At 65.7% G+C, this 22,470-nt stretch carries 27 protein-coding genes; 15 read left to right on the forward strand and 12 right to left on the reverse strand.

Going from position 1 to position 22,470, the window contains the following annotated elements:
* Nucleotides 1-31: 31 nt before the first annotated feature.
* Nucleotides 32-1,231, forward strand: a complete 1,200-nt coding sequence (locus ACZ48C_RS12075) for a phosphoglycerate kinase (RefSeq protein WP_318909843.1) — start codon at nucleotides 32-34, stop codon at nucleotides 1,229-1,231.
* A 387-nt stretch (nucleotides 1,232-1,618) separates the two neighbouring features.
* Here the strand turns inward: ACZ48C_RS12075 and ACZ48C_RS12080 are convergent, their stop codons facing one another.
* Complete coding sequence (locus ACZ48C_RS12080) at nucleotides 1,619-1,774, reverse strand: hypothetical protein (RefSeq protein ID WP_162911372.1); 156 nt, start codon at nucleotides 1,772-1,774, stop codon at nucleotides 1,619-1,621.
* Between the two features lie 151 nt (nucleotides 1,775-1,925).
* Here ACZ48C_RS12080 and ACZ48C_RS12085 point away from each other — a divergent pair, with 151 nt between their 5' ends.
* Complete coding sequence (locus ACZ48C_RS12085) at nucleotides 1,926-3,203, forward strand: MFS transporter (protein WP_119256703.1); 1,278 nt, start codon at nucleotides 1,926-1,928, stop codon at nucleotides 3,201-3,203.
* On the forward strand, nucleotides 3,200-3,388 hold the full coding sequence (locus tag ACZ48C_RS12090) for a DUF1192 domain-containing protein (protein WP_318909844.1): 189 nt from the start codon (nucleotides 3,200-3,202) through the stop codon (nucleotides 3,386-3,388). The genes ACZ48C_RS12085 and ACZ48C_RS12090 overlap by 4 nt, the downstream gene beginning before the upstream one ends.
* Here ACZ48C_RS12090 and ACZ48C_RS12095 read toward each other — a convergent pair.
* Nucleotides 3,385-3,828, reverse strand: a complete 444-nt coding sequence (locus ACZ48C_RS12095; RefSeq protein WP_454631973.1) for an NUDIX domain-containing protein — start codon at nucleotides 3,826-3,828, stop codon at nucleotides 3,385-3,387. The genes ACZ48C_RS12090 and ACZ48C_RS12095 overlap by 4 nt on opposite strands.
* A 420-nt stretch (nucleotides 3,829-4,248) precedes the next feature.
* Here ACZ48C_RS12095 and rcdA point away from each other — a divergent pair, with 420 nt between their 5' ends.
* On the forward strand, nucleotides 4,249-4,767 hold the full coding sequence (rcdA, locus tag ACZ48C_RS12100) for a protease adaptor protein RcdA (RefSeq protein WP_119256700.1): 519 nt from the start codon (nucleotides 4,249-4,251) through the stop codon (nucleotides 4,765-4,767).
* Between the two features lie 301 nt (nucleotides 4,768-5,068).
* On the opposite strand, the gene rpmE is transcribed toward rcdA, so the two are convergent.
* On the reverse strand, nucleotides 5,069-5,290 hold the full coding sequence (gene rpmE, locus ACZ48C_RS12105; RefSeq protein ID WP_119256699.1) for a 50S ribosomal protein L31: 222 nt from the start codon (nucleotides 5,288-5,290) through the stop codon (nucleotides 5,069-5,071).
* Nucleotides 5,291-5,480: 190 nt separating this feature from the next.
* On the opposite strand from rpmE, the gene ACZ48C_RS12110 reads away from it, so the two are divergent.
* On the forward strand, nucleotides 5,481-7,304 hold the full coding sequence (locus ACZ48C_RS12110) for an ABC transporter transmembrane domain-containing protein (RefSeq protein WP_464781248.1): 1,824 nt from the start codon (nucleotides 5,481-5,483) through the stop codon (nucleotides 7,302-7,304).
* Between the two features lie 73 nt (nucleotides 7,305-7,377).
* On the opposite strand, the gene ACZ48C_RS12115 is transcribed toward ACZ48C_RS12110, so the two are convergent.
* From ACZ48C_RS12115 to ACZ48C_RS12135, 5 genes are all read right to left on the reverse strand, one after another.
* On the reverse strand, nucleotides 7,378-8,409 hold the full coding sequence (locus ACZ48C_RS12115; RefSeq protein WP_119256697.1) for a peptidoglycan -binding protein: 1,032 nt from the start codon (nucleotides 8,407-8,409) through the stop codon (nucleotides 7,378-7,380).
* A complete protein-coding gene (locus tag ACZ48C_RS12120; protein ID WP_119256696.1) occupies nucleotides 8,410-9,477 on the reverse strand; it encodes a MotA/TolQ/ExbB proton channel family protein in 1,068 nt (355 codons plus the stop codon). It abuts the gene before it with no gap.
* Between the two features lie 110 nt (nucleotides 9,478-9,587).
* Nucleotides 9,588-10,388 carry an inositol monophosphatase family protein gene (locus ACZ48C_RS12125; RefSeq protein ID WP_119256695.1) on the reverse strand — a complete coding sequence of 267 codons (801 nt, stop codon included), beginning with the start codon at nucleotides 10,386-10,388 and terminating at the stop codon, nucleotides 9,588-9,590.
* Between the two features lie 181 nt (nucleotides 10,389-10,569).
* On the reverse strand, nucleotides 10,570-11,703 hold the full coding sequence (locus tag ACZ48C_RS12130; protein ID WP_454631968.1) for an SEL1-like repeat protein: 1,134 nt from the start codon (nucleotides 11,701-11,703) through the stop codon (nucleotides 10,570-10,572).
* Nucleotides 11,704-11,712: 9 nt separating this feature from the next.
* On the reverse strand, nucleotides 11,713-12,366 hold the full coding sequence (locus ACZ48C_RS12135) for a thiamine phosphate synthase (protein ID WP_318909848.1): 654 nt from the start codon (nucleotides 12,364-12,366) through the stop codon (nucleotides 11,713-11,715).
* A gap of 93 nt (nucleotides 12,367-12,459) precedes the next feature.
* Here ACZ48C_RS12135 and ACZ48C_RS12140 point away from each other — a divergent pair, with 93 nt between their 5' ends.
* Both ACZ48C_RS12140 and ACZ48C_RS12145 read left to right on the forward strand, forming a co-directional pair.
* Nucleotides 12,460-13,230 carry a sulfite exporter TauE/SafE family protein gene (locus ACZ48C_RS12140; RefSeq protein ID WP_464781249.1) on the forward strand — a complete coding sequence of 257 codons (771 nt, stop codon included), beginning with the start codon at nucleotides 12,460-12,462 and terminating at the stop codon, nucleotides 13,228-13,230.
* 61 nt (nucleotides 13,231-13,291) lie between these two features.
* Nucleotides 13,292-13,552: an ArsR/SmtB family transcription factor gene (locus tag ACZ48C_RS12145; RefSeq protein WP_117370534.1), complete on the forward strand. Its 261-nt coding sequence runs from the start codon at nucleotides 13,292-13,294 to the stop codon at nucleotides 13,550-13,552.
* A gap of 187 nt (nucleotides 13,553-13,739) precedes the next feature.
* On the opposite strand, the gene ACZ48C_RS12150 is transcribed toward ACZ48C_RS12145, so the two are convergent.
* Nucleotides 13,740-13,913, reverse strand: a complete 174-nt coding sequence (locus ACZ48C_RS12150) for a YdcH family protein (RefSeq protein ID WP_119256691.1) — start codon at nucleotides 13,911-13,913, stop codon at nucleotides 13,740-13,742.
* 217 nt (nucleotides 13,914-14,130) lie between these two features.
* On the opposite strand from ACZ48C_RS12150, the gene ACZ48C_RS12155 reads away from it, so the two are divergent.
* The 5 genes from ACZ48C_RS12155 (at nucleotide 14,131) to ACZ48C_RS12175 (ending at nucleotide 16,914) form a co-directional block, all read left to right on the forward strand.
* Nucleotides 14,131-14,334, forward strand: a complete 204-nt coding sequence (locus ACZ48C_RS12155) for a YdcH family protein (RefSeq protein ID WP_119256690.1) — start codon at nucleotides 14,131-14,133, stop codon at nucleotides 14,332-14,334.
* A gap of 50 nt (nucleotides 14,335-14,384) precedes the next feature.
* Nucleotides 14,385-14,852 carry a 5-(carboxyamino)imidazole ribonucleotide mutase gene (purE, locus tag ACZ48C_RS12160; RefSeq protein WP_313196504.1) on the forward strand — a complete coding sequence of 156 codons (468 nt, stop codon included), beginning with the start codon at nucleotides 14,385-14,387 and terminating at the stop codon, nucleotides 14,850-14,852.
* On the forward strand, nucleotides 14,849-15,907 hold the full coding sequence (locus tag ACZ48C_RS12165; RefSeq protein ID WP_464781250.1) for a 5-(carboxyamino)imidazole ribonucleotide synthase: 1,059 nt from the start codon (nucleotides 14,849-14,851) through the stop codon (nucleotides 15,905-15,907). The genes purE and ACZ48C_RS12165 overlap by 4 nt, the downstream gene beginning before the upstream one ends.
* Nucleotides 15,908-16,087: 180 nt before the next feature.
* The gene (ykgO, locus tag ACZ48C_RS12170) at nucleotides 16,088-16,213 is read left to right on the forward strand and encodes a type B 50S ribosomal protein L36 (RefSeq protein ID WP_119256688.1); all 126 of its coding nucleotides are present in this window, start codon (nucleotides 16,088-16,090) and stop codon (nucleotides 16,211-16,213) included.
* Between the two features lie 83 nt (nucleotides 16,214-16,296).
* Nucleotides 16,297-16,914, forward strand: a complete 618-nt coding sequence (locus ACZ48C_RS12175; protein ID WP_464782807.1) for a tetratricopeptide repeat protein — start codon at nucleotides 16,297-16,299, stop codon at nucleotides 16,912-16,914.
* Nucleotides 16,915-16,990: 76 nt separating this feature from the next.
* Here ACZ48C_RS12175 and pyk read toward each other — a convergent pair whose 3' ends face one another.
* Together pyk and ACZ48C_RS12185 are read right to left on the reverse strand one after the other, a co-directional pair.
* Nucleotides 16,991-18,430, reverse strand: a complete 1,440-nt coding sequence (gene pyk / locus ACZ48C_RS12180) for a pyruvate kinase (protein ID WP_119256687.1) — start codon at nucleotides 18,428-18,430, stop codon at nucleotides 16,991-16,993.
* Nucleotides 18,430-18,906: a DUF1036 domain-containing protein gene (locus ACZ48C_RS12185; RefSeq protein ID WP_119256797.1), complete on the reverse strand. Its 477-nt coding sequence runs from the start codon at nucleotides 18,904-18,906 to the stop codon at nucleotides 18,430-18,432. Before ACZ48C_RS12185 ends, pyk begins: the two co-directional genes overlap by 1 nt.
* Nucleotides 18,907-19,100: 194 nt before the next feature.
* Here ACZ48C_RS12185 and ACZ48C_RS12190 point away from each other — a divergent pair, with 194 nt between their 5' ends.
* The 3 genes from ACZ48C_RS12190 (at nucleotide 19,101) to ACZ48C_RS12200 (ending at nucleotide 20,587) form a co-directional block, all read left to right on the forward strand.
* The gene (locus ACZ48C_RS12190) at nucleotides 19,101-19,889 is read left to right on the forward strand and encodes an N-formylglutamate amidohydrolase (protein ID WP_464781251.1); all 789 of its coding nucleotides are present in this window, start codon (nucleotides 19,101-19,103) and stop codon (nucleotides 19,887-19,889) included.
* 10 nt (nucleotides 19,890-19,899) lie between these two features.
* Entirely contained in the window at nucleotides 19,900-20,205 is a 306-nt protein-coding gene (locus tag ACZ48C_RS12195; RefSeq protein WP_119256685.1) for a DUF1244 domain-containing protein, read from the forward strand.
* Nucleotides 20,206-20,320: 115 nt separating this feature from the next.
* Complete coding sequence (locus tag ACZ48C_RS12200; RefSeq protein WP_119256684.1) at nucleotides 20,321-20,587, forward strand: DUF2312 domain-containing protein; 267 nt, start codon at nucleotides 20,321-20,323, stop codon at nucleotides 20,585-20,587.
* A gap of 71 nt (nucleotides 20,588-20,658) precedes the next feature.
* On the opposite strand, the gene ACZ48C_RS12205 is transcribed toward ACZ48C_RS12200, so the two are convergent.
* Nucleotides 20,659-22,425 (reverse strand): peptidoglycan L,D-endopeptidase MepK, encoded by a 1,767-nt coding sequence (locus ACZ48C_RS12205; RefSeq protein WP_318912447.1) that lies wholly within the window; start codon nucleotides 22,423-22,425, stop codon nucleotides 20,659-20,661.
* Nucleotides 22,426-22,470: the final 45 nt, after the last annotated feature.

Consider the following 22,470-nt stretch of genomic DNA (forward strand, 5'->3'; position numbering starts at 1 on the left):
TGACCAGAAGAAATATTCAGGAGCGGCAACCATGACCTTCAAGACCCTCGACAACCTCACCGATATCGCCGGCAAGCGCGTGCTCGTCCGCGTCGATCTCAACGTGCCGGTCAAGGACGGCAAGGTCACCGATGCGACCCGCATCGAGCGCGTCGCTCCCACCATCCGGGAACTGTCGAAGAAGGGCGCCAAGGTCGTCCTGCTCGCCCATTTCGGCCGCCCGAAGGGTGAGGTCGTCGCCGACATGTCGCTGGAGCAAATCCTTCCCGCCGTGAACGACGTCCTCGGCACCAAGGTCCAGTTCGCCGCCGACTGCATCGGCGAGAAGGCCGCCGCCGCCATCGCCGCCATGGCGAACGGCGATATCCTGCTTCTCGAAAACACCCGCTTCCACAAGGGCGAAGAGAAGAACAACCCCGATTTCACCGCCGCGCTGGCCGCCAATGGCGACATCTACGTCAATGACGCCTTCTCGGCCGCCCACCGCGCCCATTCCTCGACGGAAGGCCTTGCCCATCTCCTGCCCGCCTATGCTGGCCGCACCATGCAGGCCGAGTTGGAGGCGCTGGAAAAGGGCCTTGGCAATCCGGCCCGCCCGGTCGTCGCCATCGTCGGCGGCGCGAAGGTCTCCACCAAGATCGACCTCCTCATGAACCTCGTGAAGAAGGTCGACGCGCTGGTCATCGGCGGCGGCATGGCGAACACGTTCCTCGCCGCCCGCGGCACGAATGTCGGCAAGTCGCTCTGCGAGCACGACCTTGCCGATACCGCCAAGCAGATCATGATCGAGGCGGCGACCGCCACCTGCGCCATCGTGCTGCCGGAAGACGGCGTCGTCGCCCGCGAATTCAAGGCCAATGCCGAGAACGAAGTGGTCGACGTCAACGCCATCCCGGCGGACGCCATGATGCTCGATGTCGGCCCGAAGACGATCGAAGCGGTCAATGCCTGGATCTCGCGTGCTTCGACGCTCGTCTGGAACGGCCCGCTCGGCGCCTTCGAGATCGCGCCCTTCGACACCGCGACGGTCTCCGCCGCAAAGCATGCAGCGGCCGAGACCAAGGCCGGCAAGCTCGTCTCCGTCGCGGGTGGCGGCGACACGGTCGCAGCCCTCAACCATGCCGGCGTCGCCGACGATTTCACCTATGTCTCGACCGCCGGCGGCGCGTTCCTGGAATGGATGGAAGGCAAGCCCCTGCCGGGCGTCGACATCCTGAAACAGCAGAAATAACAGGAAAGCCTTGCGCTCCGGCGCGGATCGCCTACATTTCCTGTATCGTCAACGTTCAGAAAGGAAGGTGATCCGATGTCTAATGAGATTTTGGCTTTGGCCGCGGGCATGGGAAAAGTGGTGACGAAAGCGAGGCAGCCCTCGCTCTGAACCCACCTTCCTTCGGGCCCATAGGCCCGGGTCCGTGCCGGACCAGACCTCATGGGGGCCACCTTCGGGTGGCCCTTTTGCGTTCGGGGGCGGCGTAAACGCCGCACTCCTTCCAGCCAAGCCCTCACCACCCCTCGACGTCATCCGCGGGCTTGACGAAGGAGAGGTCGGAGATCGGCGTAATCGAGGGACGGATGGTCTTCCGCGTGACGGCCGGGCCTCCTCCAGGCCCTCAATTTAAGGCCGGATCAGCACCGTCAGCATCATCAATCCGATCGCGAAAACCGCGATCTTCCAGAAATCCGTGCGCCGCCGCAGCCCCGGCAGGCCGATGGGCCGGATGATGTGCAGCAGCATGGCGGCAAGAAGCAGGGCGGGAAGGATTTTCGACATGGCGGCCTTTCTCGCCCCTTCCTGTCACACCTCGGACACTTTTCCAAGCGATCAGCGCAAGGCCTGAAAATCGCATGGTTTCAAGCTTTGCATCTGGCATTCGCCGGCAGGTACGCTATTCCTTTCCCATTGGCGAAACTGCGAAGGTCTCATGCGTAAAAACCTCATTTCCGTCTTCGCGCTGCTGATGGGCACGCTGTTCCTCTTCCTCGGCAACGGCCTGCACGGCCTGCTCCTGCCGATGCGCGGCGCCTTCGAGGGATATGCGACGACGATGCTCGGCCTGCTCGGCACGTCCTGGGCGACGGGCTTCGTCCTCGGCTGCCTTCTGGCCCCGACGGTGGTCAAGCGCATCGGCCATGTGCGCGCCTTTTCCGGCTTCGCCTCGCTGATCGCCATCATCGCACTGCTGACGGGTATCCTGGTCGATCCGGTCTGGTGGATCGTGCTGCGCGCCGTCACAGGCTTTTCCATCGCCGGCACGTCGATGATCATCGAAAGCTGGCTGAACGAGCGCGCGACCAACGAGAGCCGCGGCCTGATCTTCTCGCTCTATATCGCCATCACCCTCATCGGCACCGTGGGCGGCCAGATGACCGTCGCGCTCGGCGACGTCACGACGCCGATCCTCTTCATGTTCGCCGGCATCCTCTATTGCCTCGCCATGCTGCCGACGACGCTCTCCACGGCCGCCTCGCCGCAGCCGCTGAAACAGGTCAGGCTCGATATCCCCGCGCTCTATCGCACCTCGCCGATCGCCTGCGTCGGCATCGTGCTGATCGGCATCGCGAACGGCGCCTTCGGCACGCTCGGCGCGGTCTTCGGCGCCAATGCCGGCCTCACGCCGAGCACCATCGCCATCATGATGAGCGGCGCCATCTTCGCCGGCGCCGTCATGCAGCTGCCGGCCGGCCGTATCTCCGACAGGGTCGACCGCCGCATCGTCCTCGCGGTGCTGTCGGCCATCGCCGCCATCGCCGGCCTGTGCCTCTTCCTCTTCCAGCCGGCCTCCGTGCCCGCGCTGCTGCTGCTCACCGCGCTCTACGGCGCCATGGCCAACGCGCTCTACCCGATCGCCGTTTCGCACGCCAACGACTTCGCCAGCCCCGAGGACTTCGTGAAGGTTTCCGGCGGCCTGCTGCTGCTCTATGGCGTCGGCACGATCATCGGCCCGACGATCGGCGGCCCGATCATGTCGGCGGTCAGCCCCTATGCGCTCTTCATGGTGACTTTCGTCGCGCATATCCTGATCACCGCCTACGCGATCTTCCGCAGCCGCCGCCGCGCCGCCGTGCCCGCGGAGATGCGCGATGCCTATACGACCATCAACCCCGGCACGCTGACCACGCCGGAAAGCCTTCAGCTTTCGCCGCGCGCCCTCGCCCAGCCGCAGGCCGCCGACGATCAACAGGAGGAGCGCCCCGCATGAGCCTGTTCGACGACGACCGCCCGGCCAGGAAGACCGCACACGAGATCGGCAGCGACCTGTCGCTGCTTTCGGTGGACGAGCTTTCCGCGCGCATAGACCTCCTGCGCGCGGAGATCGAACGCCTCGAATCGGAAAAGGCGAAGAAGGGCGCGAGCCGCTCGGCGGCGGAGGGCCTCTTCCGCTAGACCTCGGGGAACAGCGCCGAGAGAGGATAGGGCGGCGTCAGGCGCGGCAGCATGTCCCGCGTGAAATAGCGAAGGGACCGGGTTTCCGGGTCCGTCCAGGTTCCTCCCTCTTCGACCACCGCGCATCTGAACAGGGTGACGACATATTCGACCTCGTCGCCGTTCGGATAGGTATGGCGGAAGTCCCGCCCGCCGAAGACCCCGAGTATCTCCACCGGAGCGACCTTGAGCCCGGTCTCCTCCAGCACCTCGCGCATTATCGCCTCCTGCGGCGTCTCGCCCGGCTCGATGGCGCCAGCAGGCAGGCTCCAGCCCTCTCCCGAAGCCTTTTCCTGCAACAGCAGCCGGCCATCGCCATCCTGGATGACGGCCGCGACCGAAGGGACGAGAAGCAGCCGCCGGCCGACCAGGCCGCGAAGCTCCATCAGATAGGACGCCATCTTCACATTCCTCGAATCACGCCTGCCTGCGCGGGGGCCGCCGCGCCGGATTGCCGCAGCTTTGCCGAAAAGACACAGGGAAAGACCGAACGACAATAGAGTTAACCGGCCATTAAGCCTTACATGTTATTACTTGCACATCCGGTCCTTCCGGCTTCAGACATTTTCTCCCTCCGGGGTATCGGTCTGATTTTTCTCCCTGTTTTACCTTGAGAGCCGCTTTCCGCGGCTCTTTTTTTATTTGCCGCGCGCCGCGCGCGGCACCTGTCCCGAAAGAATTGTGGAGATTAACCCTTTCTTAAGAATACCCTTGCGCGAATTGGGTTATGGCATCATCTTCTAGCCATAGACCGGCCACTTGGAACACCTCGGGCCGACCTGCCGTTACCTGCAAGTGATGCGTTCAACAGGGAAGAAACCATGTCCGAAAGAGGATTGAATACCGTCAGCTTCGCTGGCCATGTTGCGTCGTCGGCGCAGTTCAAGTCCCTGTACGCCGAAGGCATGGGTCTGGTCGAGGAAACCGCGAGCTATCTCGACGGCGTCGGCCGGCAGGCATCGAAGGTTCTGCCGCGCATGGCCTCCGTGCTCTATGCGGCCGAATCCATGCGCCTGACCACCCGCCTCATGCAGATGGCCTCCTGGCTCCTGCTCCAGCGCGCCGTCAACAACGGCGAGATGAGCCGCGACCAGGTGCTTTCCGAAAAGAGCAAGGTGCGTCTCGACAGCTTCAACGTCGACAAGACCGCACCCGGCTGGAACGACCTGCCGGAAGCCTTCCGCGACCTCATCGAACGCTCGCTGCGCCTGCAGAACCGCATCGCCCTGCTCGACCGCGAGATCTACCGCCCGCAGGACGTCCAGACCTTCCAGCCGGACAACCAGAACAGCGTCCAGGCCCAGCTCAACCTGCTGCAGACGGCATTCGGGAATAACTGAGCGACTGGTGCACGCATCCATGCATGGACCCGGCTTCGGCCGGGTTTTTTGTTGCCAGCTGTTTGCAAGGGGCGCCCCTCATCCCCCTGCCGGGACCTTCTCCCCGCAAGCGGGGAGAAGGGGGTGCTGCACCGTTTTCCTCCAAGCCTCGGAATGCAGGAAAACGGTGCGCCCAGCGCTCCTCGCCCCGCTTGCGGGGAGAGGATGCCGGCAGGCAGGTGAGGGGCAGCTTCACCCGAAATGCAGGCAACAAAAAACCCGGCCGAAGCCGGGTTCTCGAAAATCCACTGCGGAAGGCAGATTAAAGGCCGAGGCCTTCGAAGCGCTTCTTGAACTTGGAGACGCGGCCGCCGCGGTCCATGAGCTGCTGGTTGCCGCCCGTCCAGGCCGGGTGGGACTTGGGATCGATTTCGAGGTTCATCGTCGCGCCTTCCGAACCCCAGGTCGAGCGGGTTTCGTACTCGGTGCCGTCGGTCATCACGACCTTGATCGTGTGGTACTCGGGATGGATATCAGCCTTCATGACAACTTTCCTGCCTGTTCCGGGGGCCATTTGTCGCAACGGATTGCGGCAGCGGGGCCAAAGACGTAAATGAAGCCGCAGTCGGTCGGACCTACGGCTTCCCAATTCGATGGCGAGCCTATACATGAAGGCCGTCTGGATAACAAGAGCCGAAAGACAATTCGTGCCGCCAGGCACTGGAAACGGGGGTATGGTGTCCACAGACAGTCAGACAGTCGCGTCGGAGAAATCCGCACGCCGCAACATTCGTCCGCTTGGCAGGCTTGCCCCCTATATTCGCCGGTATCGCGGCCTCGTCACGGGCGCGCTGATCGCGCTCGTCCTTGCCGCCGTCACGACGCTGGCGCTGCCGGTCGCCGTGCGCCGCATGATCGATCACGGCTTCTCCAATGCCGACACCGGCTTCATCAACACCTACTTCACGATGCTCTTCGTGCTGGCAGGCCTGCTCGCGCTGGCGAGCGCCATGCGCTACTATTTCGTCATCACGCTCGGCGAGCGCATCGTGGCGGACCTGCGCCGCGACGTCTTCGCCCATGTGACGAAGCTCTCGCCCGCCTTCTTCGACGTCAACCAGTCCGGCGAGATCGTCTCGCGCCTGACGGCCGACACGACGCAGATCAAGTCCGCCGTGGGGGCCACCGCCTCGGTCGCGCTGCGCAACCTCATCCTTTGTCTCGGCGCCATCGCGATGATGGTCTATACGAGCCCGAAGCTCTCCAGCCTCGTCCTCGCCGCCATTCCCGTCATCGTCTTCCCGCTCGTCGCCTTCGGCCGCTCCGTGCGCCGCCGCTCGCGCGAGGCGCAGGATACGCTTGCCGCCGCCTCCGCCTATGCCGGCGAGGCCATCGGCGCGACGCGCACCCTGCAGGCCTTCAATGCGGAAGAGGCCGCCCGCGCCCGCTTCTTCGGCAATGTCGAAAGCGCCTATGAGGCCGCCCGCTCGGCCATCCGCGCCCGCTCGCTGCTGACGGGCTTCGCCATCGCGATGATCTTCGGCTCCGTCGTCGCCGTGCTCTGGTTCGGCGCCCGCGACGTGCTGTCCGGCGCGCTGTCGGCCGGCACGCTCGGCCAGTTCCTGCTCTATGCGGTCTTCGCCGCCGGCAGCCTTGGCGCGCTCTCCGAGGTCTGGGGCGAGCTGTCGCAGGCCGCCGGCGCCGCCGAGCGCCTGACGGAACTGCTCGCCGAACAGCCGGCGATCACCGCGCCCGCCAATCCGGTCGCCCTGCCCGTCCCCGCCCGCGGCGAGCTGGCCTTCCGGGACGTCCACTTCTCCTATCCCGCCCGCCCCGGCTATCGCAGCATCAACGGCCTTTCCTTCGCCGTGAAGCCGGGCGAGACCGTCGCCGTCGTCGGCCCCTCGGGCGCCGGCAAGAGCACGATCCTCTCGCTCGTCCTGCGCTTCTACGACCCGGATTCCGGTAGCGTCCTCCTCGACGGCGTCGACCTGCGGGCCGCCGATCCGGAAGAGCTGCGCCGGCGCATCGCGCTCGTGCCGCAGGACGTCACCATCTTCGCCGCGACGATCCGCGACAACATCGCCTTCGGCATGAGCGGCGTCGGCGACGAGGCGATCCGCGCAGCCGCCCGCGCCGCGCAGGCCGAGGAATTCATCGAACGGCTCGATAACGGCTACGACACGATGGTCGGCGAACGCGGCGTGACGCTTTCGGGCGGCCAGCGCCAGCGCATCGCGATCGCCCGCGCCATCCTCAAGGACGCACCGCTCCTGCTGCTCGACGAAGCGACCTCCGCCCTCGACGCCGAGAGCGAGACACTCGTCCAGAAGGCGCTCGACAGCCAGATGGGCAAGCGCACGACCATCGTCATCGCGCACCGCCTCGCCACCGTGCTCAAGGCCGACCGTATCCTCGTCATGGAGGACGGCCGCGTGGTGGAGGAAGGCACGCACCAGTCGCTCATCCGGCAGGATGGCCTCTATGCCCGCCTCGCCCGCCTCCAGTTCGACCATGGCGGACAGGCATTCCTCGACGAGGAGCGCGCGGTCGGCTGACCGTGCGTTCCACCAGAGCCTTTCGACGCAATTCCGGACGCAAAACCGCTGCGCACTTTTGCTGGAATTTGCTTTATTTCTCGGTGAGTTTCAGCTCGATGCGGCGGTTGGTGGCGCGGGCGGCGGCATCGTCGCCCTCGGCGATCGGCTGGAATTCGCCGAAGCCCGCCGCAACGAGCCGGTTGGCCGGCACGCCGTTGGCGATCAGGAACTTCACCACCGACGTCGCGCGGGCCGAGGAAAGCTCCCAGTTGTCACGATAGCGCCCGGTGCCGGAGAGCGGCACGGCATCCGTATGGCCGTCGACGCGCAGCACCCAATTGATCTCGGAGGGAATTTCCTTCGCAAGGTCGAGCAGCGCGGCGGCGAGCTTGCGCATCTCCGCCTGGCCCGCCTCGTTGAGGTCGCTGCTGCCCGAGGGGAACAGCACCTCCGACTGGAAGACGAAGCGGTCGCCGACGATGCGGATATTCTCCCGGTCGGAGAGGATTTCCCGCAGGCGCCCGAAGAAATCGGAGCGGTAGCGGTTGAGTTCCTGCACGCGCTGCGCTAGCGCCACGTTGAGGCGGCGACCGAGATCGGCGATCTTGGCCTGCGAGTTCTTGTCCTTCGCCTCGGAGGCCTGCAGGGCCTCCTCCACGGCGGCGATCTGGCTGCGCAGCGCCGCGATCTGCTGGTTGAGCAGCTCGATCTGGCTCATCGCCCGTGCGCTCACCTGCTTTTCGCTGTCGAGCTCGCCTTCGAGCGTCGTCACGCGGGCGCTCGCGGCGGCGGAAACGCCCGCGCCGCTGTCGAGCAGCTGCTGGAGACGCGTGCGGTCGCTTTCCGACTGGGCGAGCGAGGCCTGCAGGTTGGCGAGCGCATCCTCGAGATCCTGCTTGCCGCTCTTTTCGAGCGCCAGAAGCTGCGTCAGCTCGTTGATCTGGCTCGTCAGCCGGTTCAGCACGTCGTCCTTGCCGGAAATCTCGCGGCTCAGGAAGAACTGCGCCAGCACGAAGACGGTGAGCAGGAACATGATGGCGAGCAGCAGCGTCGACAGCGCATCGACGAAGCCCGGCCAGTAATCGATCGTGCGCTGGCTGCGCCGGTTGCGCCCGAGCGCCATTTATTCGCCCCCGGCCGGGTGGGCCTTTTCAGCGGCGCGCTCGGCCTTCTCGCCGCTGCGCGCGGCAAGGCGGTCGAGCGTGCGGCGCAGGGCCTTCGATTCCTCCTGCTGCGCCTCGATCCAGTCGCGCAGCATCTGCTGCTCGCTGCGCATGTTCTTGACGAGGCCCTGGATACCTTCGGCAAGGCTCGCCATGGCCGCGGTCGAGCGGTTGCCGCCGCCGCTCTCCTGCGAGAGCTTGAGGATCTGCTCGGCGAGAGCCTGTACGTCGGCAGGGGACGTCCCCGCAAGGCCGGCGGCCGCCGGAAGCTCGGAGCCGACATCCGTCACCGAGGAGAGCCAGTTTTCCAGCTCCGTGTAGAAACGGTTCTGCGCGCGCCCGGCCTGAAGGTCGAGGAAGCCGAGGATGAGCGAGGAGGAAAGACCGAAGAGCGAGGTCGAGAAGGCCGTGCCCATGCCCGTCAGCGGCGCGGAGAGGCCTTCCTTCAGCGCGGTCAGGATATCGTTCGCCGTGCCGCCGCCCGCATCGAGCGACTGGATGACCGAGCTGATCGAGCCGATCGTGCCGAGCAGGCCCCAGAAGGTGCCGAGCAGGCCGAGGAAGACGAGAAGGCCGATCAAGTAGCGTGACGTGTCGCGCGATTCGTCGAGGCGGGTCGCGATGGAATCGAGGATCGAGCGGAGCGTCGCCGTCGAAAGCGCCACGGAATGATGGCGGCCGATCAGCGCGCGCATCGGCGCGAGCAGGACGGGATCGCGCCCGACCTTCTCGGCGCTGCCCGCCGCGCGGAAGGAATTGAACCAGCGCACCTCCGGCCGGAGCGCCAGCACATGGTTGAACACCAAGAGCACGCCGATGAGCAGCACGCCGAGGATCAGGCCGTTGAGGCCGGGATTGGAAAGGAACGCCGTCTGCGCCTGGCGGAAGAGGATCGCGGCCACGAAACCGACGATGATGAGGAAGATCACCATCGTCCAGAAGAAGGCCATGGGGCTTGAGAGTTTGTGCGGGTAATCGTCCCCGGTCTCGGCCGAACCTCCCCAGCCCGGCAGCGCCAGCTTAGCCATGTAGTCGCATCTCCGCTTCCTCGTCGGGGCGGAGACTAGAGGAAGATTGCGCCGAATTGAAGGGGCTAGCCCGCAACACGGCGCAGGAATGCGCCGCGCCTTTCAATCGCTTAGCGCGTCGGCACCGGGCGGTGCACGACCTCGCGGAGCGCCTTGTGGATATATTCGTTGCCGGCGATGATCGTGCCGTTGTCCAGCATGGCGTTACCGCCCTCCAGATCCGTCGCATAGCCGCCGGCCTCGCGAATCAGCAGAATGCCGGCCGCGATGTCCCAGGCCGAGAGGTCGCGCTCCCAGAAGCCGTCGAAACGGCCGGCCGCGACATAGGCAAGGTCGAGCGAGGCGGAGCCGAGGCGGCGCATGCCGGCCACTTCCCCCATGACATGGCGAAGCTCGATGAGGAACTTGCCGTGGTTGCCCCGGCCGAGATGCGGCACGCCGCAGCCGATGACGGCGTCGGAAAGGTTCTTGCGCGCGGCGACGCGCAGGCGGCGATCGTTGAGGAAGGCCCCGCCGCCGCGCTCGGCGGTGAAGAGCTCGTCCGTCGCCGGGTTCAGCACCACGGCCGCGACGATCTCGCCGTTGCGCTCGAGCGCGATGGAGATGGCGAAGCACGGAATGCCGTGCAGGAAGTTGGTCGTGCCGTCGAGCGGATCGACGATCCAGCGATGCGCGCCGTCCGTGCCGACGATCTCCTCGGATTCCTCGCCGAGGAAGCCGTAGGTCGGCCGGGCCTTCATCAGCTCCTCGCGGATCAGCTTCTCGGCCTTGCGGTCGGCCTGAGAGACGTAGTCGCCGGGCCCCTTGAGCGAGACCTGAAGGTTCTGCACTTCGCCGAAATCGCGCGCGAGCGACTTGCCGGCCTTGAAGGCGGCCTGAACCATGACGTTGAGAAGAGCTGAACGAGCCATGAACTAAAGTCCTTCGGGAATGTCCGGCGCTTCGGAGACGGCAAAAGCCGCGGCGCGGGAAGCGCACCGGGACCGGGATGCGCCTCAAGACCACAAATCCCCCGAAGTTTCAAGCCTTAGCCGCGTGCAAGCGACGCAATGCAGGGTCTCGCGTCGTGCAAAAGGGTAAACGGCAGCGGTTTCAGGAGCCCGAGCGGTACTTGTTCGCCGCGTCGACCGCCGCCTTCTGCTGCTGGTCGTTCAGCCCGAGATAGAAATCCTCCAGCGAGGGATCGTTGAGCCCGGCGCGGCGCGCCAGCACGAACCATTTCGCCGCCTCCACCGGATCGGACTTGGTGCCGATGCCGTGGATATAGAGCTGGGCGAGCTTGCTCTGCGCGACGGCATTGCCGCCTTCGGCCGCCCGTTTCAGCCAGTTGAAGCCGGCGTCGTAGTCGCGCTCGCCCGCCGTGCCGTTCACCAGCCACATGCCGAGATCGAGCTGGGCGGTGTCGAAGCCGGCGCGGGCGGCGCGCAGCAGCCATTCGCGCGCCCGCTTGCGTTTCGCCTCCGGCAGGTCGGGAATGTTGGCGTAGATCTGCGAGAGCGCATATTGCGCGTCGGCAATGCCCTGCTCGGCGGATTTCTCGTAATAGGGCAGCGCCTCGCGCAGCCCCTTCTCGCCGGGGCTGTCGGCCACCAGCACCTGCGCATAGTTGAATTGCGCAGAGGGATTGCCGAGCTCGGCCGATTTCTTCATCAGCTCGTCGGCCTTCTTGCGGTCGTCCTTGGAGCGCGAGCGCTCCATCAGCAGTACGGCATATTTGAACATGCCGGTCGGGTCGCCGCCGTTCGCCGCCTGCTGGTACCAGAACATCGCCTGGTCGCGGTCCCGCTTCACACCGAGCCCGCGGTCGAGGATTTCCGCGACGAGCGTCTGGGCGGACGGATCGCCGAGCTGCGCGCGCGGCAGGGCAAGGTCCATCGCCGTCAGGTAGCGCCCGCGCTGGAAGGCGCCGTAAGCCTCGTCGACCTTGCCGGTGAAGGGCTTTTCCGCCGGCAGGTCCGGCAGGTCCGCGCCCATGCGGTCGAGCACGGTCAGGCCGCTCGACGGTCCGTCGGCGGGCGTGTCCCCGTCCGCAGGCTTGTTCGCCGGCTTTTCGAATGTGGCGGCGGGCTGCTGGGCATCCTTCGCCTTCGCATCCGCCTCGCCGGCGGTGACGGCGGGGCCCTTCTTCGCCGTTTCCGCGGCAGCGGGCACGGCCGCAAGGGCAACCGTGGCGAGAAGCGCCAGAGGCGCGATGCGGCAAGCGTGCGAGAAAACGGCCCTGATCATGAGCGCCTACTATTCCCCAAACCGTGGCGCTTTTTCGTCAAGCAGCGCGTTCACGGCCGCAACGACATGCGGCGCTTGCGCGGGATCGGCAAAGACCGCCTTGTCGAGCGCCACGAATTCGGCCCCGCTCTCCGCAACGGCGAGCGCCGACTGCGGATCCGTGCCGCCGAGCACGATGCAGGGAATCTCCACCATCGAGGCCCACCATTCGGCAAGCGCGAGGTTCTTCGGATGGGCCTCCGGCTTGATGTCGCCGCCGATCTTGCCGAAGAAGATATAGTCCGGCTGCACCTCGCCGATCTCCAGCGCCTTGTGCCGGTCCGTGGCGTTTCCGCCACCGACGATGAGGCGCGGGGTGAATTTCTCCACCGTTTCGCCGAGCTCTTCCAGCCCGCCCGTCACGTGGATGCCGTCGGCCTTGGCCCGGCCGGCGACGCGCGTGTCGCCGGCAAGGAGCGCGGCAGCGCCCGCCTTCTGGACGATCGATACCAGCACTTCGGCATGCTTCTGGAACTGGCCGTCGTCGAGGCCGTATTGCGGCAGGATCACGGAAGCGACGTCACCGCCCTTCAGCGCGCCCTCCAGCATGGCGGCCCGCGCGGAAAGCTCCTCCCCTTCGGGTAGGATCAGCACAAGGCGGCAGCGGGTTTCGACGTCGGACATAGATGGGCACTTCCCTCGGATTGAGATGTTCGGGGCTCGTCATAACAGATCAAAGCGGATAGACGGAAGGACGAAGAGGATCAATCGCCTTCCATGCCCATCGACCCCGCCATCTATTATGCCGCCATCCCCGCAGTCCTGCTCGTCGGACTCACCAAGGGCGGCATGGGCGAGGCGCTTGCCCTCATGGGCGTGCCGCTGCTGGCCATGGCCGTGCCGCCGGTGCAGGCCGCCGCCATCCTCCTGCCGATCCTCGTCGTGATGGATTGCGTGTCGCTCTATATCTGGCGCCGGCACAACGACCGCACGCTCCTGAAGATGATGCTGCCCGGCGCGCTTTTCGGCATCGCCATCGGCTGGGCGACCTCGGCCTATGTGCCCCGCGATGCGCTGCGCCTCATCATCGGCCTCATTACCGTGCTCTTCGTCGCTCGCTTTTTCTACAACAGCTGGCGCGCCCGGCACGGCTACGTCATCGCCGCGAAGCCGCACCGGCTGGTGCCGGCGGCCTTCCTCGGCACGCTTTCCGGCTATGGCAGCTTCGTCGCCCATGCGGGCGGCGCGCCCTTCCAGGTCTACGGACTGCCGCTGAAGCTGCCGCCGCGCGAATATACCGGCGCGGGCGTGCGCTTCTTCGCCATCCTCAATTTCATCAAGCTCGGCCCCTATTTCGCCCTCGGCCAGCTCGATACCGAGAACCTGACGATCTCCGCGACGCTCGTTCCCCTCGCCATCGCGGCGACGGCCTGCGGCGGCTTTATCGTCAAGCGCATGAAGCCGGATGTCTTCTATCCCTTCATGTATGCGATGGCCCTCATCGCCGGCCTGAAACTCGTCTATGATGGGGCGGCCGCCTTCGTCTGAGGGCTTTTCGGCACTGCACAATTTGCTTGCCGGAAATGCTGCTTTGCCATAGCTTTCGGCCATGGCGCACCCGGATCCCTTTGCTGCGATTGCCGATCCCAACCGCAGGTTCCTGCTGGAGGAACTCCGACGCGCGCCGCGCACGGTCAACGAACTCTCCGAAGGCCTGCCGATCAGCCGCCCCGCGGTCTCCCAGCACTTGAAGGCCCTGCTCGATTCCAACCTCGTCAGCGTGAAGGCCGAGGGCACGAAGCGCATCTACGCCATCAATGCGAAGGGCTTCGACAGGCTCAATCTCTGGCTCGACCAGTTCTGGTCGTGAGCCACCCGTCCCATCCTGAAACAAAACGCCCCGGCGCGTCTTTCGAACGGGCCAGGGCGTCACGACATCTAAAAATTCGTCTTTGAAGGGCGGTTTCGCGAAACGGGTTCAAGCCCGGGTCTTCCCATACAGACCAGTCTCTACGCGACCCTCACTCCTTTGTAACTTTGGAAAAATCCCTGTCTTTTCAGTGGGTGGAAGAGCGAAGACGCTCAATCTCATCCTTGATGCGCAGCTTGCGACGCTTCAGGTCCGCAATCGCCTGATCCTCTGCGGAGGGGCGATTCATTGCAGCATGCAGCTCTTCCTCCAGAGCAACGTGCTTCTTTTCGAGCGTGGCCAGATGAGCCTCAATCGTCATGTGACAGTTCCTTCCTTTTGCTTGCACCCGGTCACTTGCGTGCCGGATGATCCAGGTTGCAACAAAGTCAGTGTGCCATGTCATTTTTCATTTGTCGAAGGCGAAAACGTGGCAAGGGATAACTTCCCGTTACCAGGGCTTTCGTGGTAGGAGCAGCCTTTGTTGAGACTGGAGGAGGGCGGTCGGTCCGCCCTCTCCGCCGAGGGGAACGAATAGCATGGCAGACCAGGAACAGGCTGAATTGCGGCTTGCCGTTGCACGGCTGCGCCAGGAACACGAAGACTACGACACCGCGATCAACGCCATGATCCAGACCGGCTGCGAAGCCCTCAGAATCCAGCGGATGAAGAAGAAGAAACTGATCCTCAAGGACAAGATTTCCAAGCTGGAAGACCAGATCATTCCCGACATCATCGCCTGAACGGACGAGACGCCTTGGACACCACAGAAACGCCCCCCGTCGCCATCATCATGGGAAGCCAGTCCGACTGGGAGACGATGAAGAACGCCGCCGACACGCTCGATGCGCTCGGCGTCGATTACGAGGCCCGCATCATTTCGGCGCACCGCACGCCCGACCGGCTCTACAGCTTCGCCCGCGGGGCGAAGGCGGAGGGCTTCAAGGTCATCGTCGCCGGCGCCGGCGGGGCGGCCCACCTGCCCGGCATGGCGGCCGCGATGACGCCGCTTCCGGTCTTCGGCGTTCCGGTCCAGTCCAAGGCGCTGTCCGGCCAGGACAGCCTGCTCTCCATCGTGCAGATGCCGGCCGGCATTCCCGTCGGCACGCTCGCCATCGGCAAGGCGGGCGCGGTGAACGCCGCGCTGCTCGCGGCCGCCGTTCTGGCCCTCAGCGATCCCGAGCTCGCCCACAGGCTCGACGAATGGCGCGAGAACCAGTCCAGCGCGGTCGCCGAATATCCCGTGGACGGCCCCCTATGAGCGCGCGCACCGTCGGCATCATCGGCGGCGGCCAGCTCGGCCGCATGCTGGCCATGGCGGCCGCCCGCCTCAACCTCAACACCGTCATCCTGGAGCCGCAGGCCGATTGTCCGGCCGCACAGGTCGCCAATGCCCAGATCGTCGCGGCCTATGACGATCCGGACGCGCTCGCCGAGCTCGCCCGCATCTCGGACGTCGTGACCTACGAATTCGAGAACGTGCCGGTCGCCGCCGCCGCCGCACTCGCCGCCTCCGTTCCGGTCTTCCCGCCGCCGCGCGCGCTGGAAGTCTCGCAGGACCGGCTGGTGGAGAAGAGCTTCATCCGCGATTGCGGCATCCTCACCGCCGATTTCGCCGCCGTCGACAGCCAGGCCGACCTCGAGGCCGCGCTCGACAGCTTCGGTGGCGTCGGCGTGCTCAAGACGCGCCGGCTCGGCTATGACGGCAAGGGCCAGCGCCTGTTCCGTTCGCCGGCCGAAAGCCGCGAGGGCGCCTTCGAGGCGCTCGGCGGCGTGCCGCTGATCCTGGAAAGCCTCATCCCCTTCGAGCGGGAGATCTCGATCATCGCCGCCCGCGACGGCGAAGGCACCATCGCCTGCTACGATCCGGCGGAGAACGTCCACCGCAACGGCATCCTGCACACCTCGACCCTGCCCGCCCGCGTCAGCGAGGCGACGGCAGACCAGGCGCGCAAGGCCGCACGCGCCCTTCTCGACCACCTCGCCTATGTCGGCGTCATCGGCGTCGAGTTCTTCGTGCTGCCCGATGGCGGCCTCGTCGCCAACGAGATCGCCCCGCGCGTGCACAATTCCGGCCACTGGACGGAGGCGGCCTGCGTGGTCTCGCAGTTCGAACAGCATATCCGCGCCGTCGCCGGCCACGCGCTGGGCGACCCGCGCCGCCACTCGGACTGCGTGATGCAGAACCTCATCGGCGACGACATCAACGACGTTCCCGCCTGGCTCGCAAAGCCCGATGTGCTGGTCCATCTCTACGGCAAGACGGAGGCCCGTCCCGGCCGCAAGATGGGGCATGTGACGCAGATTATCGGCTGAAAAGCCACGCCGGAGGCTGGAAAACCGGCACAGTTCCACGGAAAACCCGCCGGCCACGGTTGACAGAGCAAATGTCACGGGTTACATGCCTGCCAACCTGAAAGCGCGCCCGAAACGGCGCGTTTTTGATTGAGGAAATCCGGCGAACTCGAGTCGCCCTGCAATACGCGGATCAGAAAAATGAAGATCAAGAATTCGCTCAAGTCGCTCAAGGCTCGCCACCGCGAGAACCGCCTTGTTCGCCGCAAGGGCCGTGTTTACATCATCAACAAGCAGAACCCGCGCTTCAAGGCTCGTCAGGGCTGATCGGGCGTCGTGGTCGCCTTTCCGCCTTGCGGGAAGCGTTGATCGACAAATATCGATTTGAAGTTGGGCCATGGCGGTTTACCATAACCGCCATGCGCTTTTTCATGCTTGCTGCACTTTATCTTTCCCTCGCCCTCGTCGCCTCCGCGCCGGCCGATGCCCTTGCGCAACAGGCGGACAAGGCCTCCGTGGACCCGTCGTCCACCGCCTTCGCCACGCAGGCCCAGCGTCTCGACAAGCTCTTCGATGCCCTGAAACGCGAGGCAAATCCGGACGCCGCCAAGGGGATCGCCAACCAGATCCGCAGGGAATGGCAGGATTCCGGCAGCGCCACCGTCAATCTCCTGATGCAATGGACCGACAAGGCCGTCGACGAGGACAAGAACGCTGCGGCGCTCGACTATCTCGACGAGGCGATTCGCCTGCGCCCCGACTATGTCGAGGGCTGGAACCGCCGCGCGACGCTGCATTTCAAGATGGGCAACTATCGCAAGTCCATGTCGGACCTCAACCAGGTGCTGAAGATCGAGCCGCGCCACTTCGGCGCCCTCGCCGGCATGGCCGCCATCATGGCCCAGACCGGACGCGACGAGCTCTCCCTGAAGGCCTGGGAAAAATTCCTCGACGTCTATCCCGCCGAGCGGGATGCCCAGAAGGAATACGGCGACCTTTCCGAGAAGCTCACCGGCCAGCGCACCTGAACAGCCGCCTCCGGCCGCCTGAAACGAAAAAGGCGGGCCGAAGCCCGCCTCTCCCAAATCATTCCGGGAAAGCCCCTCAGACGCCGCTGACGCCGTCCGCGGCGATATAGGCGATGCGCAGCATGTTCGTCGCGCCGGGCGTGCCGAGCGGGACGCCGGCCGAGATGATGATGCGGTCGCCCGGCTTGCCGAACTCCTCGCTGACGACGATGCGGCAGGCGCGGTTCACCATGTCGTCGAGGTCTTCCGCATCGCCCGTGACGACGCAGTGCAGGCCCCAGACGACCGAGAGGCGGCGCGCCGTCTCGATGACCGGCGAGAGCGCCAGCACCGGCACGTCCGGCCGCTCGCGGGCCGTGCGCAGGCCTGTCGCGCCCGACGAGGTATAACAGACGATGGCCGACAGCTTCAGCGTTTCGGCGATCTGGCGGGCGGCGAGCGAGATGGCGTCGGCGCCGGTCGCTTCCGGCGTCGAACGCTGGGCGTAGATGATGCCGGGATAGTGCGGGTCGCGCTCGACCGTGCTGGCGATGGACGCCATGGTGGAGACGGCCTCGACCGGATAGGCGCCGGAAGCCGATTCGGCCGACAGCATGACGGCGTCCGCGCCCTCGAAGACGGCGGTCGCGACGTCGGAGACCTCGGCGCGGGTCGGAACCGGCGCGGAAATCATCGATTCCAGCATCTGCGTGGCGACGACCACCGGCTTGCCGGCGCGGCGGCAGGCGCGGATGAGCTGCTTCTGGATGCCCGGGACGGCTTCCAGCGGCATTTCCACGCCGAGGTCGCCGCGGGCGACCATCAGGGCGTCGGAAAGCTCGATGATCTCGTCGATGCGCTCGACGGCCTGGGGCTTTTCGATCTTCGACATCAGGCCGACGCGGCCGCGCGCGACCTTGCGCACCTCGGCAAGGTCTTCCGGGCGCTGGATGAAGGAAAGCGCCACCCAGTCGACGCTACCGGTTGCCAGAACGGCGTCGAGGTCGACGCGGTCCTTCTCCGTCAGCGCGCCGACGCCGAGCAGCGTGTCGGGCAGGCTGACGCCCTTGCGGTCGGAGATTTTGGTGCCGGAGACGACCGTGCAGACGATCGACTTGCCGTCGGCGCTCTCGGCGCGCAGGTGCAGCTTGCCGTCGTCGATCAGCAGGCGATGGCCGGGCTTGACCGCTTCCAGGATTTCCGGATGCGGCAGGAACACGCGGGTATTGTCGCCGGGCACGTCCTTGTTGTCGAGCGTGAAGGTCTGGCCGGGCTTCAGCTCTTCCGAGCCATTGGCGAACTTGCCGACGCGCAGCTTCGGGCCCTGCAGGTCGGCGAGGATGCCGATCGGGCGGCCGCAGCGGGCCTCCACGGCGCGGATGCGGCTGATCAGCGTGCGCATCACGTCGTGGCTGGCATGGCTCATGTTGATGCGGAACAGGTCTGCTCCCGCCTCGTGCAGCTTCTGGATCATCTGCTCGTCAGACGATGCCGGTCCGAGCGTGGCGAGGATTTTGACTTTTCTGTTCCGTCTCATCAGTTCTGGCTTTCCTGCGTCCCTGGCGTATCGGAAAGCTGTACCATCCAGCTTCCCTGTCGCCCCGTGTCATATTCCTTGAAGCCCATGCGCTGGAAACCGCGGGCAAAGCAGTCCTGCACGCCGGTGATCTTGAACTCGTTCTCGGCCACGCACATGTTGACGTCGCCGGTCCAGCGGCCGCCGCGGGCGGCGTCTTCGGCATAGAGGTAATAGTAGCGCGACTGCAGCTCGCCCTCGATCAGCGTGGCGCAGGTCGTCGCGGGGACCTGCCACCAGCCTTCGGTGATCCAGCCTTCCTTGGCGCGATAACCGATCGCGACGCCGACGAGGTTCTGCGTGCCGTTGCAGACGCGGAAATCGGCTCTCGCCTCCTCCGGCACGGACAGCGCGAGGAAACCCGCGAAAAGGAAGAGGCCGGCCTGGAGAAGACCGCTGGCTTTCAGGAAAGTCGGGCGATGGCTATTGGCTCTCACGGCTTCCAATGGAACTCCGTTGATTTGAATATGCGCTTTCTTGCGACGACGGGGCAGGAATGTCAACGCGGCTCTAATCGATTACATCGTCACAAAAAGCGAAGGAATCTTTCCGAAACACCAGGCATTGCGGGTTGCGGGGCGGATCGCCCCATGCGATCACTCGCGCGGCGCGGCAGACGGACGGCAAAAGCATGCAGGACCTTCCCCCTTTCGAGATCATCGACGGCGACCCTGCCCTCGGGCTGGTCATCCTGGCGGACCATGCCACCAACCGCCTGCCCGAACGCTATGGCCGCCTCGGCCTGCCGGAAAGCGCCTTCGAGCGCCACATCGCCTACGATATCGGCGTCGAAGGGGTGGTGCGCGGCCTCAATGCCCGGCTGAACGCGCCGGTGGTCATGAGCCGCTTTTCCCGCCTTCTCATCGATCCCAACCGGGGCGAGGACGACCCGACGCTCGTCATGCGCATTTCCGACGGCGCGATCATTCCAGGCAATCATCCGATCACGCCCGAAGAATGGCAATACCGGCTGGAAACCTTCCACCGCCCCTATCACGATGCCGTGTCCCGCACGATCGCCGCCGTTGCGGACAAGACGGGCAAGGCGCCGCTTGTTCTCTCCATGCATTCCTTCACGCCGGCCTGGAAGGGCGTTCCCCGCCCCTGGCAGGTGACGGTGCTGTGGGACAGCGACCCCCGCGCGGTGCGCGCGCTGCTCGCCGCGCTGGAAGCGCCGGGCGATGTCGTCGTCGGCGACAACGAGCCCTATGACGGAGCGCTGCGCGGCGACACCATGTTCCGCCACTGCATGAAGCCCGGCATTGCCCACGCGCTCATCGAGATCCGCCAGGACGAGATCGGCGACGAAGCCGGCATCGCCCGCTGGGTCGACCGGCTGGCGCCGGTCTTCTCGCGCTTGAATGCCGACGAGAGCCTGCACACATACGAGATACACCCGTCCCGCACCGGACCCTATTGAGACAGAGACGATGACCGACCTCAGCAAGGAACAGCAGACCGAATTCGAGGCCGCCGCCTTCCGGCGCCTCGTGCGGCATCTGCGCGAGCGCACCGACGTGCAGAACATCGACCTGATGAACCTTGCCGGCTTCTGCCGCAACTGCCTGTCCAACTGGTACCGCGATGCCGCCAACGAGGCGGGCGTGCCGCTCGACAAGGAAGCCTCCCGCGAGATCGTCTACGGCATGCCCTACGAGGAATGGCGCGCGCGCTACCAGCGCGAGGCGACCGACGCGCAGAAGGCCGCCTTCGAGGACAACCGCCCGAAGGAATGACGCCTTCGCCGCGCGAAAATCGGCAGGCGGCGCACGATTGGTCTTGATCTTGCCGGAAGTTCGCGGCAAGTCACGGCACCTTCGAATTTCTACCAGCCCATCCAAGGAGAAGACCATGTCGGATGCCCACGGCGTCGCACGCGACCAGCTTCGCGCGTTCATCGAACGCATCGAGCGGCTCGAGGAAGAAAAGAAAACCATCGCCGACGACATCAAGGACGTCTACGGCGAAGCCAAGGGCGTCGGCTTCGACACCAAGATCCTGCGCAAGGTCATCCAGATCCGCAAGCAGGACAAGGACGAGCGCATGGAGCAGGAAGCGATCCTCGACACCTATCTCCAGGCCCTCGGCATGGTCGAGCTGCCGCCGGACGCCGAATAAGCCTCCCGCAAGGCCAATAAAAAACCCGCCGGATCGCTCCGGCGGGTTTTTTATTGGCTATGTCTTGCCGCTCAGTTCTCGGCGCTCTCGAACTTGCGGACTTCCATGAAGTTCACCGCATTGCCGCTGAAGCGGCCGGCGTCGACCGAGTGGCCTTCCGACTGGAAGCCGGCCATATAGACGGTGGTCGGCGCGGCGCGCAGCGTGCGGCTGACGAAGCGCGGCGCCTTGACCGGCTTGGACAGTGTCGCGACACGGCCCTGGGTCAGCGCCCATTGCGACAGGATCTTCTGCGACAGCTTCGGCTCGGTGCGGATCGCACCGCGGCTGGCGGCATCGGCGTCCTTCTTCTTCGGACGGCCGCCCTTGGCCGGCACCTCTTCCGCCGTCTTGGCGTCGAAGGCGTCGGCGCCGGAAAGCGAGCGGGTCGCACCGCCATTCGTCGGCATCAGCGCGGCCATCTCGACCGGCGCATTGTCGCCGCCGCCCGTCGCCGGATCGGCGAGCGCGGCAAGGCCGGAGCGATCGGCAGTCGTCGGCAGGGCGACGTCCGCTTCCGCGGCCGCCATCAGCGCCGTTTGCGTCTTGTCCAGCTCGACCTGCGGGCGCAGGCCCGGCACCGGCACCATGGCCAGCTCCTCGCCGTCCTCGGCCGCCGCTTCGGCGGTCATCACGTCGCCCGGCTGGGCATCGCCGGCCTGGCCGCGCGCGCCGAGCATGACGGGAAGCGGGATCTTGTAGGCGGCGAGGTCTTCGTATTCAGGCGTCTGCTCTTCGGTCGTCGCCGCTTCGAGCGCAGCGACGGCACCGCTCGTCGGCGGCGCGACAAGCGCAAGCTCGCTCGTCTCGGCGGACTTGAAGGCCGGGCGGCTGCCGGGAACGGGCGCGTTGAAGGCAAGCTCCGTCTCCGCTTCGGCCGCGGCGGGCTGCGCCTCCTGCACGGCCTTCGCCGCCGGACGGCCGGAACCGCCCTCGTCGAAGTCGTCGGCGATCGCCGCGCTGCTGGCGATCATTTCGGGTTCTTCATCCTCGTCGCCGCCTCCGCCGAAGAGGTTGGCGAGGAAGCCGCCCTTGCGCTTGGAGGCCGAAGGCTTGGAGCCGCCGCCGGCGACCTGGATGGCATCCGAGCCGACGCGGCGCTTGTAGTCGGCGACCGCCTGCTGGTAGCCCGGCAGCGGCTTGCCGTCCGTCGGCACATGCATGGTCTTGCCGTCGGGGAACAGGCTGACGAGTTCCTGGCGGCTCATGCGCGGCCAGGCGCGCACGCCGCCGACGTCGAGATGGACGAAGGGCGAGCCGGAGGTCGGATAGTAGCCGACGCCGCCGACCTGGAATTTCATGGCCGTGGCGCGCAGCGTCGCGAGCTTCACGCCCGGAATGTAGAAGTCCATCGCCTTGCCGAGCATGTGCTGGCTCTTCTTGGCGACACCCTTGGTGCGCGAGCGCAGCATGCCGTTGGTGGCCGGCGAGCGATAGGCGGAGACGACGTTGATGTAACCGGTGGCGCCGACCTTCTGGTAGACTTCCCAGACGAGGTCGAAGAGGCGGGGATCCATCTTCGTCGGCTCATTGCGGCGCCAGTCGCGCAGGAACTCGTTCAGCTGCTTCAGGCCGCGCTGGTCATAGCGGCCGTTGCGCTTGAAGGTGATCTCGGCCTTTTCCTTGGTATGGATGAAATAGAGCTTGAGCGTGCGGCTGCCGCTCTCGGCCTGGACGGTCGCGGGAATGGCTGCGGGCAGGATGAGGGCAGCAGAGAGCACGGCCGTGGTCACAGCCTTGGGCAGCTTTTGCAACACTGTCTTGCAGAGGCTGCCCAGGGTCGTCCCCGGGCGCTTCATCGATGCGAACAAATTTGCCAACTCTTTCCCCGTCCGAAGGACAAC

The sequence above is a fragment of the Shinella sp. 1A1 genome, assembly GCF_055379515.1.